18 protein-coding genes are annotated in these 16,579 nt (G+C 53.2%); 12 read left to right on the forward strand and 6 right to left on the reverse strand.

The genetic code is table 11. The features are described from left to right. Positions 1 to 208: 208 nt before the first annotated feature. Genes QOL74_RS07665 through QOL74_RS07675 form a run of 3 tightly spaced genes read left to right on the forward strand, consistent with a single transcriptional unit; the run spans position 209 to position 4,253 of the window. Positions 209 to 1,393: a M20 family metallopeptidase gene (locus tag QOL74_RS07665; RefSeq protein WP_283408868.1), complete on the forward strand. Its 1,185-nt coding sequence runs from the start codon at positions 209 to 211 to the stop codon at positions 1,391 to 1,393. Positions 1,394 to 1,430: 37 nt separating this feature from the next. Beyond that, entirely contained in the window at positions 1,431 to 3,035 is a 1,605-nt protein-coding gene (locus tag QOL74_RS07670) for an amidohydrolase (RefSeq protein WP_283408869.1), read from the forward strand. A 3-nt stretch (positions 3,036 to 3,038) separates the two neighbouring features. Next, positions 3,039 to 4,253 (forward strand): AfsR/SARP family transcriptional regulator, encoded by a 1,215-nt coding sequence (locus QOL74_RS07675; protein ID WP_283408870.1) that lies wholly within the window; start codon positions 3,039 to 3,041, stop codon positions 4,251 to 4,253. Here QOL74_RS07675 and QOL74_RS07680 read toward each other — a convergent pair. The 6 genes from QOL74_RS07680 to QOL74_RS07705 all read right to left on the reverse strand — a co-directional run bounded on the left by QOL74_RS07680 (position 4,250) and on the right by QOL74_RS07705 (position 10,537). Then, entirely contained in the window at positions 4,250 to 5,062 is an 813-nt protein-coding gene (locus QOL74_RS07680; protein ID WP_283408871.1) for a metallophosphoesterase family protein, read from the reverse strand. The two genes, QOL74_RS07675 and QOL74_RS07680, sit on opposite strands and share 4 nt — an antisense overlap. Continuing rightward, positions 5,040 to 5,810 carry a phosphatase gene (locus tag QOL74_RS07685; RefSeq protein WP_283408872.1) on the reverse strand — a complete coding sequence of 257 codons (771 nt, stop codon included), beginning with the start codon at positions 5,808 to 5,810 and terminating at the stop codon, positions 5,040 to 5,042. Before QOL74_RS07685 ends, QOL74_RS07680 begins: the two co-directional genes overlap by 23 nt. After that, positions 5,807 to 6,736, reverse strand: a complete 930-nt coding sequence (locus QOL74_RS07690) for an ABC transporter permease (RefSeq protein WP_283408873.1) — start codon at positions 6,734 to 6,736, stop codon at positions 5,807 to 5,809. Before QOL74_RS07690 ends, QOL74_RS07685 begins: the two co-directional genes overlap by 4 nt. Then, the gene (locus QOL74_RS07695; RefSeq protein WP_283408874.1) at positions 6,720 to 7,850 is read right to left on the reverse strand and encodes an ABC transporter permease; all 1,131 of its coding nucleotides are present in this window, start codon (positions 7,848 to 7,850) and stop codon (positions 6,720 to 6,722) included. The genes QOL74_RS07690 and QOL74_RS07695 overlap by 17 nt, the downstream gene beginning before the upstream one ends. Further along, positions 7,825 to 9,348: an ABC transporter ATP-binding protein gene (locus tag QOL74_RS07700; protein ID WP_283408875.1), complete on the reverse strand. Its 1,524-nt coding sequence runs from the start codon at positions 9,346 to 9,348 to the stop codon at positions 7,825 to 7,827. Before QOL74_RS07700 ends, QOL74_RS07695 begins: the two co-directional genes overlap by 26 nt. Positions 9,349 to 9,430: 82 nt before the next feature. Then, entirely contained in the window at positions 9,431 to 10,537 is a 1,107-nt protein-coding gene (locus QOL74_RS07705) for a BMP family lipoprotein (RefSeq protein WP_283408876.1), read from the reverse strand. A 341-nt stretch (positions 10,538 to 10,878) separates the two neighbouring features. On the opposite strand from QOL74_RS07705, the gene QOL74_RS07710 reads away from it, so the two are divergent. The 9 genes from QOL74_RS07710 to atpH all read left to right on the forward strand — a co-directional run bounded on the left by QOL74_RS07710 (position 10,879) and on the right by atpH (position 16,561). Next, positions 10,879 to 11,571: a cyclic nucleotide-binding domain-containing protein gene (locus QOL74_RS07710; protein WP_283408877.1), complete on the forward strand. Its 693-nt coding sequence runs from the start codon at positions 10,879 to 10,881 to the stop codon at positions 11,569 to 11,571. Positions 11,572 to 11,894: 323 nt separating this feature from the next. After that, positions 11,895 to 13,064, forward strand: a complete 1,170-nt coding sequence (wecB, locus tag QOL74_RS07715; protein ID WP_283408878.1) for a non-hydrolyzing UDP-N-acetylglucosamine 2-epimerase — start codon at positions 11,895 to 11,897, stop codon at positions 13,062 to 13,064. An 83-nt stretch (positions 13,065 to 13,147) separates the two neighbouring features. Further along, positions 13,148 to 13,387 (forward strand): AtpZ/AtpI family protein, encoded by a 240-nt coding sequence (locus tag QOL74_RS07720; RefSeq protein WP_283408879.1) that lies wholly within the window; start codon positions 13,148 to 13,150, stop codon positions 13,385 to 13,387. A 6-nt stretch (positions 13,388 to 13,393) separates the two neighbouring features. After that, the gene (locus tag QOL74_RS07725) at positions 13,394 to 13,810 is read left to right on the forward strand and encodes an ATP synthase subunit I (protein ID WP_283408880.1); all 417 of its coding nucleotides are present in this window, start codon (positions 13,394 to 13,396) and stop codon (positions 13,808 to 13,810) included. Continuing rightward, positions 13,811 to 14,521: a F0F1 ATP synthase subunit A gene (gene atpB, locus QOL74_RS07730; protein WP_283408881.1), complete on the forward strand. Its 711-nt coding sequence runs from the start codon at positions 13,811 to 13,813 to the stop codon at positions 14,519 to 14,521. Between the two features lie 26 nt (positions 14,522 to 14,547). Continuing rightward, positions 14,548 to 15,066 carry an ATP synthase F0 subunit C gene (atpE, locus tag QOL74_RS07735; protein WP_283408882.1) on the forward strand — a complete coding sequence of 173 codons (519 nt, stop codon included), beginning with the start codon at positions 14,548 to 14,550 and terminating at the stop codon, positions 15,064 to 15,066. Between the two features lie 129 nt (positions 15,067 to 15,195). Continuing rightward, positions 15,196 to 15,462, forward strand: coding sequence for an ATP synthase F0 subunit C (gene atpE, locus QOL74_RS07740; protein ID WP_283408883.1), 267 nt, complete (start codon positions 15,196 to 15,198; stop codon positions 15,460 to 15,462). A 56-nt stretch (positions 15,463 to 15,518) separates the two neighbouring features. Then, entirely contained in the window at positions 15,519 to 16,025 is a 507-nt protein-coding gene (gene atpF, locus QOL74_RS07745; RefSeq protein ID WP_283408884.1) for a F0F1 ATP synthase subunit B, read from the forward strand. After that, positions 16,013 to 16,561 (forward strand): ATP synthase F1 subunit delta, encoded by a 549-nt coding sequence (gene atpH, locus QOL74_RS07750; protein WP_283408885.1) that lies wholly within the window; start codon positions 16,013 to 16,015, stop codon positions 16,559 to 16,561. Before atpF ends, atpH begins: the two co-directional genes overlap by 13 nt. Positions 16,562 to 16,579: the final 18 nt, after the last annotated feature.

Below are 16,579 nucleotides of genomic sequence, written 5' to 3' on the forward strand. Positions count from 1 at the left end.
AATAACTGGAAAAGCCGGAATGACTGTAATAAACTAAACAGTGAGAGTTGAACAGTAAGCAGGTAAACAGAAGGAAATGAAGCCATTAGTTGGTCGATGCAAAAACATTGAAAGTCGGGTGGCACTGGGAACATCATCATCCGCGATACTTTCTGGAAAGAGCGGGAAAAGTGTCGAAAACCAACCTAAAAAAGAAAGGGGAAGCGCGATGATCAGTCGGGAAAACGTGGTCACACTGGTATCGGACCTGGTAAAAATCTACAGCCCCTATTTCAGGGAAGATGAAGTGATGAAGTATACGTATGAGTGGTTGAGGGAGCGAGGCCTTGATGCCCAGTACCATCGGTATCACGAGAAAAAGGTGACCAATTTTAAGGGAACCAATGTGATCGGGCAGCTAAAGGGGAAAGACGAAGGGCCTAAGGTGCTGCTGAACGGCCATCTGGATACGGTGGAAATTTGCAAAGGATGGACCCGGGACCCTCTGGGGGCAACAGTGGAGGATGACAGGTTGTATGGGGTGGGCGCCCTGGATATGAAAGCGGGGTGTGCGGCCATTCTGTTGGCGGTGGAAGCCTTCTCAAAAACCGTTAAGGATTTCAATGGTGAAATCATCTATACCATGGTTTCTGATGAAGAAGGACCTTTTGGATTGGGAACGGATGCCCTGCTGCTGGATGGGCATATTAATCACGTGGATGTGGCCCTGGTGACAGAGCCCAGCGGCAGTTTCACCGACAGTCCATTTCCCACCCTGTGTCTGGGGGCCAGAGGCGGTTGGAACTACACCGTCACCTTTCGGGGTCAAAGTGCCCATGCAGCTGACCCGGGAAAAGGGATAGATGCCATCACCGATGTCGCCAAAGTGTTGATGGAACTGAAACAGGCGGCTTTTAAAGAGGATCCGAAACTGGGAACAGGGACCCTGGTTCCCATTGAAATCACCGGGGGCGGGGCGGCCTGCAGTGTGGCCGATGAAGCTTCATTCACTGTTTTTCGTCATACCGTAAGGGGGGAAGACCTCACCTGGCTGCGCCGGGAGGTGGACGAAGCGGTGAAGCGGGCCAACATCCAGTCCACCTATACCATGAAATTCCGGGATGCCCCCCATCCTGATTCCGGGGGATTTCACCCTTATATTGTCTCAGAAAGCAATCCCTATACAAAAGTACTGAAGGGAACCATTCATGAGGTGACAGGTCAAACCCCTGCCATCACCTACTTCCCCAGCATTGGTGATTTCAATACCCTGGGTCACCGGGGGCAGATTCCCACCTACGTCATCGGGCCTGCAGGAGAGCATTTTCATGGCCCGGACGAATATGTGGAAATCAGTTCGGTTGTCAAAACGGCTGAAATCATATATCTTTATTTAAAGGACATTCTGACATAACGGTTGAGATGGCGGGTGTCGGGTTGGAGGGGTGATGATGAAAAACGACCGGTTGCTGTTCTTCAATGGGGAGATACTCACCCTGACAGAAACCATGCCTCAGGCAGACTGGCTGCTGGTGGCTGATGGAAAAATTACAGCAGTGGGAAGGGGCAGCGAATGGGAGCGCTACCAGGCGGGCGCTACTTCGGTGGATCTGGCGGGGCGAACCCTGATCCCGGGGCTGATTGACAGCCATGTACACTTGATGGAAACGGCCCTGAATGAAGTGGGAATCAATGTGGGGGCATGCGGCTCCGTTGATGAGATCATTGCCCACATCCGAAACAATCAGGGGCGGCATGCCTGGGGTAAACTCATTCACTGCGTTGGCCTTGAAGAAGTTAAACTGAAGGAAAAGCGGATGCCCACCCGCTTCGAACTGGATACGGTGATTACAGACAGAATGCTGTGGATCTCCAGCGTGGAATATCATGTGAGTGTGGTGAATACTCTGGGGTTACGGTGGCTCGACCTGCCCTTCAACCTGGAAGGGATTCAGCGGAATGAAGCCGGCGTTCCCACCGGTGTTCTCACAGGGCGGGCCAATTTCTTTGCCCGAAAGAAACTGCTGGGCCTTACCACCGATCAAACCCGGGAAAAAGGCGTGCGTCAGGTGTTGAGTCGGGCCATTGAAAAAGGCGTCACCACCATCAATGCCATGGAAGGCGGGTTTCTTTTTCACGATCAGGATGCCCTCTATGTGCTTCGCAGTTTGGAAAAAATGCCCATTGACGTGGCATTTTTCTATCAGACCACCGATGTGGCCAAAGTGGTTGCTCTGGGACTGGATAAAATCGGCGGATGTATTTTTGTGGACGGTTCCTTTGGCGCACATACCGCTGCCCTTGATTATCCGTACAGCGACCGGGGAGAATCCATGGGAACCCTTTTTTTTCATTTTGAAGAAATTCGGGATTTTGTGAGCGAAAGCATGAAACACAACTTGACGGTCACCCTTCACGCCATTGGCACCAGAGCCATTCGACTGGTGCTGGAAGCTTATCGGGAAGGAAGACGGCTGCATCCCTGCAGCACCAGCATTCTCCGTATCGAACACTTTGAGCTGCCCAATCAGGATCTCATCGAGCAGGCGGTACTGTTAAAGGTGATTCTATCCATGCAACCGGCCTATGAATACTTCTGGGGTGGTTCTGGAGGCATGTATGAAGAACGGTTGGGTGAACAGCGGCGGTGCCGCACCAATCCGCTGAAAACCTTATGGAAGCAAGGCTGCATCATAGCGGGCGGATCAGACAGCGATGTGACCCCCATCGACCCCCTGCTGGGCATCCATGCGGCGGTGAATCATCCCACGGAATCAGAGCGGCTTGCGCCTCTGGAAGCCCTGGCGATGTTTACCCTTAATGGAGCAAAAGCCATCGGTCAGCAAGGGGAAAAAGGAACCCTGGAAGTTGGACGCCTGGCAGATCTGTGCATTCTTGAAGAAAACCCACTCAGGGTTAACCCGGAGAAAATCAAAGATATTCAGGTGACAGCCACCATCAAAAAAGGAAAAATCCTGTTTGAGCGCGGCCTTCAATTGAACTCAGAGCCATTGAACTCACCACAAGGGAGCCTGAAAGTGAAGCTGGGGGGATAAGCCTTGCTGGAACTACATTTTATGGGAGTACCCAGAGTGGTTGCCAATGAGACAGAGATCACAGGAACCCTCAGCAGCAAAGCCATTGGAATCCTGGCCTATCTGGTGGTAAACCGCAATGAACAGGTTGCCCGGGAACGCCTGGCATCCTTGTTCTGGTGCGACAGTGACCGAAAATCGGCAAAATACAATCTCCGATATGCCCTCTGGAGTATTAACCGGGAGTTCAGAGCCAGGGGAATTGTCACAGATTTTTTGCATCAGGAAGATAAAGAGCACTGCATGCTGCTGGAAAACCATTGTTGGAACAGCGATGTGATCATGCTGGAAAACGGCCCCAGAGATCAATGGGAAGGGGCGGTTCACTATCGGGGGGAATTTCTTCAAGACATCCCCATTAAAGGAAATCCGGAACTGGACAACTGGATTATCTGTGAAAGGGAACGGATGCAGCGGATCTTTTTTGGCAGAGTGAGCCAACAGGCAGAGGTACATCAGGAAAAAGGAGATTATGCCAGTGCCATCGGCGGTGTGGAGAGCCTGCTGGCCATGAATCCACTGCAGGAGGATTTGCATCTGAAACTCATGGAACTCTATTTCAAAAATCAGCAGCGGGTGCAGGCCATCCAGCAGTATCATAAATGCCGGGATATTCTCCGGCGGGAACTGAACATCAGCCCCATGCCAGAAATGAAAGCCTTCTTCCAGCAGATTCTGCAAGAAGAATCCACCGGTACGTTAAGGGTGCAGAGCGGTGCAACAAAGGCATGGGAAGCAGAAAAAACAACAAAGGCTAACGAAAAAGAAAAAACAAGAGCAGAAAAAAAGACAAGAGAATCAGAAAAGTCAGAGGCAGAAGAAAGAGCAGAGGCAGAAGAAAGGGCAGGAGCAGAGGACTATGAAGGGCTGCCATATGACGGGTTATCTGCTTTGGTGGAAACCATTGACCGACAACACCCCCAGGTTATTGATGCGCTGCCCCCCGCCTGCTTTGACGAAATTTCCAAGCTGCTCATCAACCGGCGGGTGACAGGCGTTGCCCTGTCGCCGGAAATCCAGCGGTTGCGCATCTACAAGGCGGTGGCCCAGCTGCTTGATCAAGTCTGCCTGAAAGAAGCCCCCCTCAATCTGGAGGGCCTGGAAATGTCGGACAGGCTGTCGGCTGAATTTCTGAAATGGTACCAGCGCCGGTTGACGGTGCGAGATTCCCGTGATTAAAGGGGAAAAATCACATCGCCCAAATGTCGGGGGCGGGAGTAAAGGTAAACGGGTGTCACCATGAAGTCGGTTTCAAGTAGATCAATGAGCTGATAGCCAGGGTTCTCTTCAAAAAGAACCTGGCCGTCAGCTTTATTTTTGCCGCAAAAAGACAGGCTGGGAGCAGTGGTGTAGGGTTTGCCGGCAAAGGTACCCTGAAACTGATGGTGGGTGTGTCCGCACAGAATGCCTTCGATGCGGCTGTTTTCAACAAGTGATTCAAAGGTTTTACCAAAGGAAGCCGGCGGAATGGAGGCTTGTTCGGGGAGCAGGTGATGATGGCACACCAATAGCAGGCGCCGATGGCCTGCATGCCGCAGCTGCTGCTCCAGCCAATAAACCTGACATTCCGAAATGTGCCCGTGGGGAGCGCCGGGGGCTGCGTTGTCCAGTGACAGAATGCGAAAGTCTTTCAGGTCCAGCACATCATGATAGGGGGCATCGGCCCCGGGCCTGCCGGCATCAAGCAATCCCCACCCCTGGCGAAAAGCCGGCTTATGGTCATGATTGCCCAGGGTAACAATGAGGGGAAGACCCTGTAACAGCGACGCCAGGGCTGTTTTCAGCTGCCGGTAGTCTGAAGCATCACCCGTTTCAGTGAGATCACCGGAAATCACCACCCCGTCCAGCAGGTTGCGGTCAACCTGACGAAAGCAGTGTTCCAAATGATCCAGGGGGGATGTCATTTTTGCCAGGGCATCCAGATAGGTGCTGTGATGCCGGGGGTAGTGCCGCCGAAAATGAATATCAGAGAGGTGTAGAAGTCGCATGAGATTCCTTCCTTATATGACCGGCGCCGTTTGTGGAGAATCGACGAAGGCAGCGCCTGAATTTTTCAACAGAGGTGTTGGCCACCAGTTCCCCGGGAAAGTCCATGGCTTCAAGTAATGAAAGCACGCACTGAAAATCTCCCACTGCCGACCGGTAATGGGCATCGGAACCCAGCACGACGGGTACCTGGTACTGCTGGCACAGGGTGAGCATGGTGACGAGGTTTTCCCGGGTGTTCAGCCGGTAGTGGGCTGATTTCAGGGAGGCATTGTTCACTTCCAGCAGCACTCCGGTTTCTTTGGCTTCCTTCACCAGGGCTTCAAAATCGACGGGTACCCGGCCGTCATCCGGGTGGCCGATGATGTCCACATAGGGGCAATTCATGGCAGCCAGGTAAGCCCGGGTATTGTCTTTTCGGGTGCCGGGGGTGGTGCACATTTCATGATAGCTGGCGATGCAGAGATCCTGCTTTTCCAGCACTTCTTCAGGCATATCCAGTTTTCCGTGACGGTCCATGATGTTCAGCTCCACGCCGTAAAGCATGGAAACCCCCGCTATTTCCCGGTCAAGCACATGGTAATTCATAAAATGCAGCAAATGGGGAGAATCCATGAGGCCGGGAGCGTGGTCAGTGATGCACAGCATGGATAATCCCCGCTGTGCCGCTGCGGCGGCCAGCTCGTCAACGGTGGAGTAGGCATGGGAACTGGCAATGGTATGAGTGTGGGTATCCACGGCAATCTTCAATGTAGGAGGGCCTCCTTTGCTTTTTTCTTTTTGTGCTGGGTGTAAAGGTGAAAGGCAATGAGGGCAATGATGGTGGCAGCATAGGGAATGGAGAAAGTCATTTGGGTTTTCAGAGCAGTATTTTGCAGGGCATTCCCCACCGCCTGGCTAAAACCGAAGAAGCCGCAGGAAAGGAGAACGCCCAGCGGATGGGATTGACCCAGGGTGTTGGCGGCCAGGGCAATATAGCCTCTGCCGGAGGTGATGTTCTGAATAAAGAGGGTCACGGTTCCCATGGAAAGGAGACACCCGCCAAGACCGCACAAAAGACCGGAAAAGGTGATGGTGAGAAGCTGCCAGCGTTCCACAGGGGTTCCCAGGCTTCGGGCGGCCTCCGGGTTAATGCCCACCGCACGGAGACGAAAACCGGGGACGGTTTTGTACAAAAAGACATATAAAAGGCCTGCCAGTCCAAAGGCCAGATAATCCAGGGGCGTTAAGCCCGAAAAAAGCGTGCCAATGAAGGGGATGCGGCTCACACCGGGAAGGGTGATTTTGGGAAGACTCACCAGACTGGGGTGGGTAAAGACGCCTTTGGTGTTGAAAATAATCGACAGGAGATAGGTGGTGGCGGCGGTCATCAGCGTGTTGGCCGCCAGGCCTGCCACCACGGCAGACGCTTTCAGGTGAACCACGCAGAATCCCACCAGCCCGCAAACCGCCATGCCGCTCACAGCTCCGGCCGCCACCGACAGCCAAACACTGCCGGTGTAATAGTTGGCCACGATGCTGAAAAAAGCACCAGCAATCATGGCACCTTCCAGCGCGATGTTAAAGAGCTTCACCCGGGTACAGAGAGCGGCGGCCAGGGTAACCAGTAAAATGGGTGTGGTCATGCGGATGGTTGAATTGGCCAGTACGGCCAGGTATTCAGGGCTGAGATTCATGGAGATCGCCTCCTTCCGGGGGTGTGTATGGCGCTGGTGACGCATGCCTTTTTCGAACCGCCACCACAAATCGGGCAGTGATGAGCAGGGTAATCACACTTTGAATAATGGTGGTCACCTCGCTGGGTACGCCCATACTCCGTTCAATGGCACCGCCGCCGGTGGTGAGCCCGGCGAGAAAAATGCTGCTGAAAAAGATGCCCACGGGATGATTGTTGGCCATGAGGGAAGCGATGATGCCGCTCCAGGCGTAGCCGGGAGAGGTGATCATGCCGTCCACGTACCGAAAGCGGGCTCCCAGCACTTCGCAGGCGCCTCCCAGCCCTGCCAGCGCCCCGCTGAGCAGCAGAACGCCGTACATCATGCGCCGGCTGTTGATACCCCCGTACTCAGCGAAACGGGGATTTAATCCACCCATGCGGGCGCGATAGCCAAAGGTGGTTTTTTTCATAATGAAAAGGATGGCGATGACGGTGATCAGGGCAATCACAAACCCCCAGTGAACCGTATAGCCGGTGAAGATGCGGGGGAGAATGCCGGATTCAATTCGCTGGGTCTGAATGGCAGAGGCATCGGCACCAAAGGGATCCTTCACCAGGTAAGTGGTGGTGTAAGAGGCAATGTAGTCGGCAATGTAGTTCAGCATGAGGGTGACAATCAACAGGTAGAGCTTGAATCGGTCACTGATCCAGGCAGCCAGCAGGGAATAGAGCATGCCGCCCAGCATGCCACAGAGAAGGGACAGGGTGATGACCCACAAAGGCGGCCCTGTGAAGCGCACCGCCGCCTGGGAACACACCAGGGCGCCCAGAATCATTTGACCGGAAGCCCCCAGGCTGGGGTAACCTGACCCCCAGGCTAGGGCCGCCGCCAGCCCGGCAAAAATAATGGGCGTGGCCCGGGTGAGGGTGGTGGTGAGATAATAGGCTGATCCAAAACCGCCCTTAAGCATGCTGCCGATAGCTGTCAGGGGATGAAAACCGGATAGGGCAATCACCATGCCGCCAACGACCAGGCCTGCAAAAATGGCCAGGGCAGGCTGTTTTAAGTCGCCGGCAAAGCGGCGCAGCCAGTGACGCAGGGATTCGTTACCCAAGGGCTGTTTGTGGTGCATGGCGGTTTCCTCCCAACATATAGAGTCCCAGGGTTTTTTCATCGACTTCGCCCCTGATAAATTCGCCGTTCAGGCGGCCTTCAAACATCACATAGATCCGATCGCACAGGTCCATGATTTCCGACAACTCGGAGGATACCAGGAGCACGCCGTCTCCCTGGTCCCGCTTCTCAATCAATTGCCCATGAATGTACTCCATGGCACCGATGTCAATGCCCCGGGTGGGTTCGCAGGCAATGAGCACCGGCGTCTTTCGCGCGATTTCACGGGCGGCAATCAGCTTTTGGGCATTGCCGCCGGATAGAGAAGCCATCTGCTGAAAAAGGGACGCGGCTTTCACACCATATCCTTGAATGAGATGCGCCGCATGGGCGTTCACCTGACGCAGGTTTAAAATGCCCCTGCGGCTGAAGGGGGGGCGGCCTTCGGCCCCCACCAGGGCATTTTCTGCCAGGGTGGCGGCGGGGGCACTTCCCCAGGCGTAACGGTCTTCGGGAATGTGGGCGAGGCCGGCTTCCCGAATGGTTCCGGCAGAAGCCCGGGTCACATCGGTGCCGTTCAGCATCACCTGACCAGCGTCATAAGCCTGAAGTCCTGCGAGGCATCGAATCAGTTCAGACTGGCCATTGCCGGAAACGCCGGCGATGCCAACGATTTCTCCCTGGCGAAGCTGCAGGTGAATGTCGTGAAGGGTGATGGTGCCCGGTTCGCCTTTCAGAGATAACCCTGCCACTTCCAGTAAGGGATTGCCCACGGCGGGGGGCGTCATGCGGCGGGTGGGAATCTGCCGGCCCACCATTTCATAGGACATTTTTTCAAGGGAGGTTTCTGATGTATCCGATGCGGAAATTACCCGCCCATCCCGCATCACCACCACTCGGTGCGCCACAGCCATCACTTCATGAAGCTTGTGGGTGATGAGAATAATGCTTTTGCCAAGGCGGCTCAGTTGATCCATGGTTTTCAGCAGGTCTTCCACTTCCAGTGGTGTCAGAACAGCAGAGGGCTCATCAAAAATGATGATGTGGGCATCCTGATAGAGGATTTTTAAGATTTCGATGCGTTGCTGAAGACCTACAGGGCAGTCATCCACCACTGCCTGGGGATCAACGGGGAGGTGATAGCGCTGGGAAAGCTCTCTGACCAGGGCCTGATTCCGGCGGTGATCCATGAACAGCCCTTTACGGGTTTCCTTTCGATAGACTACGTTTTCGGCAACGGTCATGGAACCAAAGAGCATGAAATGCTGCTGCACCATGCCGATGCCCTGTGCCATGGCATCTGACGGGCGATGAAACACCACCTGCCGGTCATTGAGACAGATCGTGCCGCTGTCTGGCTGTTCCAGCCCATAGAGTATTTTCATCAGGGTGGATTTGCCGGCACCGTTTTCGCCCACGATGGCCAGAATTTCACCCTTGTGCAGTTCAATGCTCACCTGGTCATTGGCGGTCACCGGGCCGTAGGACTTGGATATCTGATGCATACGTAACAGCATGGGAGCACCACCTTCAGAAAAGTAAAGAAGCAAGCGGGAGCCGCCGGAGCGATTCCCGCTGAGAGGAGTCATTGACGAACCGTTAGTTGGCAGATTCTTCCGGCGCGATGATTTCCAGTTCGCCGGCAATGATTTTGGCCGCCACTGCTTTTGCGGCTTCAATGGCTTCGGGGGGCATCATTTCTTCGTTCAGGTAGTTGGCGGTATCGGTGGTCACATGCACCACGCCGAAGGCATTTTCTTTCAGGCCAAGAATCTGAGCGCCACCGGATAAGGTGCCGTCAAGGTACTGGCTGATGATGATTTCGGTGCAGGAGCCGGTGTTTTTCAAAGCACCACCGATGATATAAGGGTTATCGGGGGTGGTCTGATCCACGCTCAAACCAGTGGTATATACGGGAGTGCCCCGCTGGGCCAGGTCAAGGGCGGCCTGGTAGATGCCGGCGTTGGCGCTGGCGGCGACACCGCCAAAGATAAAGGTGGCACCGGCAGCCTGCTGCTGGGTGGTGTATTCGTAGGGCAGGCTGGTGTCGCTGTAAGAATTGGTGTAGTTATACATGAATTCAGCGTCGGGATTCACAGATTTCACACCCTCAGAAAAGCCATAACGGTATTTGTAAGTGGCCTGGGTTTGAAAAGAGCCCACATACCCATAGAGGGTTTCATCGGGGAAAGCGGTGCCGATCATCACACCCAATACGTAGCATCCTTCGGTTTCATTAAAGCCGATGCTGGTGACTTTATCATTTCCGGCAATGGCATCAATCACTGCATAATGCACATGGTCAAACTCATCGGCCAGCGCGCTGAAAGGCTCGGCTGCCTGCCAGCCGACACCAATCACCAGGTCGTAGCCTTCGTTGGCGGCGGCCCGTCCGTTTTCTTCCCATTGGGCCGTGTCACTGCATTCCATGGAAGTCCACTGAAACCCGTGAATGCCAGCCATTTCTTCCACTTTGTGATACGCCTGAAGAATAAACTGTTCGGTACCGATGGGATCGGAAATCAGGGCCACCTTCAAATGGCTGAAGTCTGCTTCTGATGCAGCAGGTGTTGCCGGTGGGGCGGCGGTTTCGGCGGCGGGTGCTTCTGGTGCCGGCGGTGATGCGGGTGAGGCACACCCGGAGACAAGGGTGACAATGCTGAAGACCAACAGAAGAGAAAGCGCAAAGAACCGTGATTTTTTCATAGTGACCTCCTTTTTTTTGACCAATCAGTTTCCGATTACCAACAGGCAGATGGTTCATATGGGCGGGTTAGTTTTGGCAAATCACCCTGTCCGGCAGCTGTTTCTTCGTTAAATCAGCACATGTCAGGTTGTTTGCCGGGTGGGTGAGGGCCGAAAACCCGCTTCCTGTTACCTGTATTGTAGCACCGACTTTGTTTTAAGAATATGACATGGGTCATATAAATCCGGGACTTTACAAAGATTTTACCTTGTCGGGCAGCCAGGGAAGAGAAGAAGGTTTGCATCCCGGGTTTCCCTGCGGTTATAATGGAGTCAAGCGACGATCGGGCGGGTGATGCAGGATGATGCGAATCGAAAATGAAGACTTGCTGGCGGATTTTCAGCAGCAATACCAGGTACAGGCACTTTTCTCATCGGGAGAGTGTCCTGAAATGGAGCTCTTCGCTTTTCAAAAAGGAGATATTTTACTGGAGGAGGGCATGCCCTCAAAACACCTGTTTTTTCTGGTGGCGGGGGCAGTGAAGATCGCCACGTACTCGACGACAGGCAAAGTGCTGCAGCTTTCTCATCTGGAAGCATTTCAGGTGATCGGGGAGATGGCGGTGTTATGGGAGCGGGAAGCCACTGCCAATGTTCAGGCAACAAAGCCGGGATACTGCCTGGCGCTCTCGCTGGAAAAACACCGTCAGCAGCTGCTGAATGATGTGGTGTTTCTAAGGTATGTGTGTCATCGTCTCTCTGAAAAGATGACAGATCATAATCAGGTGTTCAGCCATACTATTTTTGAACCCCTGGAGAATCGACTGGCAGCGCTGATTTTACAGCGGGCCGCCAATCAGGTGGTTCGTCCGGTTTTGACAGAATGGGCAGAACTGTTGTGTACCAGCTACCGCCACTTACTGCGGAGTCTCAGTGCCCTGTGTGCCGAAGGTGCCATTGAAAAACAGGGACGGCAGTACCGGGTGAAAGATGAAGTAATGCTGGGAAAGATTGCCAGCGGTGAAGGACGCGCCGAACCCCACGTCAAACAATGAAGAAGAAATGGTGGCGGCGAGTTCATCCCGAGTTCATTTAGCTGCCTTACAATCATTTTGTTGCATTGGATTCTAAGATGCCTTGATTGAAAATACCTGCCTTAAAAAAGGAAGGGCGGCCTGATGCATCAGTAGGGCTGTGGTTTTGATTATGCAACTAAACAAGGGTTAACATGCATCATAATGACGGGTCAAAAACAAAAATTCTGCCTTGATTTTTAGATCGAAAAGAGATACATTAAGAAGAACGTTATCTGCCACCAAAGAGATACAACATGACGTTCGCTGGAATAGTGTGATCATTTGGAAAGGCGGTGCATTTCATGCAGCCCCTGAAAGTGCTCAGTGTGTTTGGTACCCGGCCAGAGGCCATCAAAATGGCTCCCCTGGTTAAAATGATGGAAAAAGATCCCCGTTTTAATTCAAGAGTCTGTGTCACTGCCCAGCACCGGGAAATGCTGGATAGTGTGCTGACTCTTTTTGACATTACCCCCTGGAAAGATCTGAATATCATGAAACACGGCCAGTCCATCACCGACATCACCGTGCGCACCCTGACAGGCCTTCAGGAAGTTCTGAAGGAATACCGGCCGGATTACCTGCTGGTTCACGGAGATACCACCACCACCTTTGTGGCCTCCCTGGCAGCTTTTTACGAGAAGATCCCCGTGGGTCATGTGGAAGCCGGCCTGCGCACCGGCAACATCTATTCTCCCTACCCGGAAGAAATGAACCGACGGCTGACGGGAACGCTGGCCACCCTTCATTTTGCCCCCACTCAACAAAACCGGGAACATCTTTTAAAAGAAAACGTGGCACCAGACCAGATTTTCATCACCGGCAACACGGTGATTGATGCCCTGCTGTCTGTCATTCAACCAGACTACGATTTTCAGGATGAAAAGCTGAACCGGCTGGTGAGTGAACGGGAAGCCCACCCGCTGGTGGTCATGACCTGCCACCGTCGTGAAAACTGGGGAGCACCCATGGAGCAGATTTTTGAAGCAGTCTGCCGCCTGGCCCGGCGCTATCCCCATTACCGGTTGATCTACCCGGTGCATCTGAATCCAGCCATTGGCAAGCTGGCAGAAACCACTTTAGGGCGTGAACCCAATGTGCATCTTATTCAACCCCTTGACTATGCACCCTTTGCCAATTTGTTGAATGCGGCCACTCTCATTCTCACCGACTCCGGCGGTATTCAGGAAGAGGCACCTGCTTTGGGCAAACCCATTCTGGTGATGCGTACCGAAACAGAACGACCGGAGGCAGTGGCTGCCGGAACAGTTCAGGTGACGGGCGTGGAAACAGAAACCATTTTCCGGGCAGCCGTCCGCCTGCTGGACGACGCCGTTGTCTGGGAAAAAATGGCCCGGGCGGTGAACCCCTACGGGGACGGTCAGGCCTCTCGGCGCATTGGAGAAGCATTGCTCTATGGGGCTGGCCACCTCAGCGCACCCCCTGACAAATGGGAGGGAGAAAGGAAAAAATAACCGGGATTATTGTTGACAAAACATTAACAAATACCGTTATTAATTTTCCGAATCTATGATATAATGGGAGCGATCAGCGAAAAATGAAACGCCGAAAAGGAAGTGCCCTTCAAAATCTGTCTCTCATCAGCTATATCGGTATTGCCATGGTGGTTCCCATCCTGGCGGGGGTGGTCGGGGGAAGATGGCTGGATGAACGGTTCGGCACCAAGCCCGTCTTTTTGTTTATTCTCATCGTTGCCGGTGTTCTCATCGGTGCCCGCAATGTGTACCAGCTGGCCATGAAAGATGTTGATCCCCCGCGGTCACGCAGAAGGGAGTGAGTGGCCATGGCTGAAATGGAAGATATCAGCATCACCCAAAAATCCATCGCCAAACGGGTTTTTCTGGCCAACAGCCTGGTGGCGTTGCTGGGAATGTGGGTGTTTCATCCTCCCCTGGCATTTCTCACCGGTGTTTTTTTTGGAACAGCCGTCTCATTGCTGAACTTCCGTCTCCTCTATCTGACCATTCAGCGGGCAGTAACCATGCATCCGGAACGAGCCCGAAAATACACCGTTTCAAGATATATGATTCGTTATGTGCTGACAACACTGGTCATTCTCATCTCCATTCGCTCTCCTGATATTCATGCCCTCGGTACCATCATTGCCATGGTAATGATTAAAATCGTCATCCTGCAGAGAGATCTGCTGAATGATAAACGCTATTTCAAGAATATTTTCACACGAAAGGAGGAAAAGTAAATGCAGCCGATTGCCTTCGGTCCAAGAGTGATGTTTGAAATTCCCATACTGGACGGCATTCCGGTGACCGAAACAGTGGTGAACACCTGGTTGATCATGCTGGTGCTGGTGGTGCTGGCCATTCTTGGAACACGTACCCTGCAACTGATTCCAAAGGGCCGGCAAAATGTGGCAGAAGCTGTGGTGGAAGTGCTGAACAACCTGACCCGGCAAACCATGGGCGATGATAAAACAGGCTTTGCGCCTTATATGGGCACCCTGTTTTTAATTCTGATCTTTATGAACCTGCTGGGCCTGCTGGGGCTTCGACCTCCCACGGCAGATCTGAACACCACCCTGGCCCTCGCCGTCATTACCTTTTGCATGATTCACTACTTCGGGGCCCGCAGCAAAGGAACGGGAACTTATCTGAAAGGTTTCGCCGAACCCTTTGTGCTTCTGCTTCCCATGAACATCATGGGTGAACTGGCCACTCCCATTTCCCTGTCTTTCCGTCTTTTCGGCAACATTGTGGGGGGCCTCATCGTTCTGACACTGGCCTACAACGGTCTTACCAGCCTCAGCACCTCGCTGGGTCTGTCGGCCTTCCCCATCCTGCAGGGCGGTATACCGGTGGTACTCCATTTGTATTTTGATGTTTTCGCCGGTGTACTGCAATCTTTTATTTTCGTCATGCTCACCATGGTCTTTATTTCAATAGCCATGGATTGATGCGCAACTTGTAAGGAGGAATTGCAATGGATCAATCGATTAATGCCAGAGCAATCATCCTGGCCGCCTCTGCCATTGGCGTGGGTTTTGCCATGATTGCCGGAATTGGTCCCGGAATCGGCCAGGGTTATGCGGCCGGTAAAGGAGCTGAAGCCGTCAGCATGAACCCCAAAAGCGGCAAACAGGTGACCATGATCATGCTTCTGGGGGCTGCCGTGGCAGAAACCTCGGGAATTCTGGCCCTGGTGGTGGCGCTGATTATGCTGTATGCCAATCCACTGGTGGGTTTTACCACCGGCACCATTGTGGTGGCAGCCTCTGCCATCGGTGCAGGTCTGGCCATGATCGCGGGCATTGGCCCCGGTGTTGGTCAGGGTTATGCAGCGGGTAAGGGAACTGAAACCGTGGGCAAGCGCCCGGCGCTCCAGGGTCCCATCATCCGCACCATGTTTTTGGGGCAGGCAGTGGCCCAAACCACTGGCATCTACGCACTGATCATCGCGCTGGTACTGCTCTTTGCCAATCCGCTGATCAGGCTGTTGTAAAGATACTGCTGCTCCGTTAATCATCATCTCAACAAGATGCTTTCTGACCCCTGTTAAAAGGGAAATGACAAAAAAGAAGCACCATGAAAGTTCAGAAAAATTGAACGAATGAGAAGGAGGAAAATGAATATGGAACCAATTACAGGTAGAGCATTAGTACTGGCGGCTTCCGCCATTGGCGCAGGACTGGCCATGATTGCAGGGATCGGCCCCGGGATCGGTCAGGGGTATGCGGCCGGTAAAGGCGCAGAAGGTGTGGGGCGCCAGCCGGAAGCACAGGGTGACATCGTCAGAACCATGCTGCTGGGAGCGGCCGTTGCTGAAACCACCGGTATTTACGGTCTGATCATTGCGCTGATTCTGCTGTTTGCCAACCCGCTGGTGGGCATGCTGTAGAGCAAAATACATCGGCGGAATCAGTCTGACTGATTTTCCGGAAAGGAGGCAACACGATGCAGCAAGGATTGGTTGAACTGAGTTGGACCTTTGCGTTTCAAATCATTAACGCCATCGTCATCTTCTTACTTTTGCGCCATTTCCTCTTTAAGCCGGTAACTGAATACATGGCCAAGCGGACACAGAGCATCGAAGACCAGCTGGCCGGCGCTCAGGAAAAAGAAGACGAAGCGCTGGCACTGAAGGCCCAGTATGAGGAAAAACTTTCAGGTATTCGGGAAGAACGGAATGAAATGCTGAAAGAAGCTGCCCGCAAAGGTGAAGAACGGGGCGAAATTCTCATTCAGGAAGCCCGGGAAGAAATTCGCAAAATGGAAGAACGTTCCCGGTTGGATCTGGAACGGGAAAAAACAAAAGCCATCAACGAATTCAAAAATCAGATTTCAGAACTGGCGGTACTGGCGGCTGCCCAGGTTATGGAGCAGGAACTGGATCAGCAAAAGCATGATGCCATGATTCAGGAGTTCATTGAAAAGGTAGGTCGGGAAAAATGGCAGCATTAGTGGCCAAGCGCTACGCCACAGCTCTTTTCCAGGCTGTACAGGAATCGGAAACCACCGATGCCGCCGCTGTGCTCCAGGAACTGAAGGGTATTCGACAAGCCATTCATGAGGTGCCCGCCTTTGCCCGTTTTTTCGCCTCCCCTGTGGTGGGGAACCGGGAGAAAAAACAATTTATCACAGAACTGTTCAAAGAAAAAATCAGCCCAGAGCTGTATCATTTTCTCATGATTCTGGTGGACAAGCGCCGGGAAGCTTCCTTTGAAGGCATGGTACACGTTTTTGGAGAGTTGACAGAAGCGCTGGAAAACCGGATGGAAGCCGTTGCCGTGACAGCCGTTCCCATGAACGAAACCGCTCAGGCCAGTATGGCTGCTTCCCTCAGTACCCTGACGGGGCGGGAAGTGACCCTTACCAACCAGGTGGATGCATCCATCATCGGGGGAGTCATGGTGCGGATGGGAGACCGGGTGATCGACGGTACGGTACGCAACCGTCTGAACCTCTTGAAAGAGGATCTGACACAAATGATTGTATAAAGTGAGGGGTGAAAAGCA

This window comes from Anoxynatronum buryatiense (genome assembly GCF_900182905.1).
GTDB classification, from domain to species: Bacteria; Bacillota; Clostridia; order Peptostreptococcales; family Tindalliaceae; genus Anoxynatronum; species Anoxynatronum buryatiense.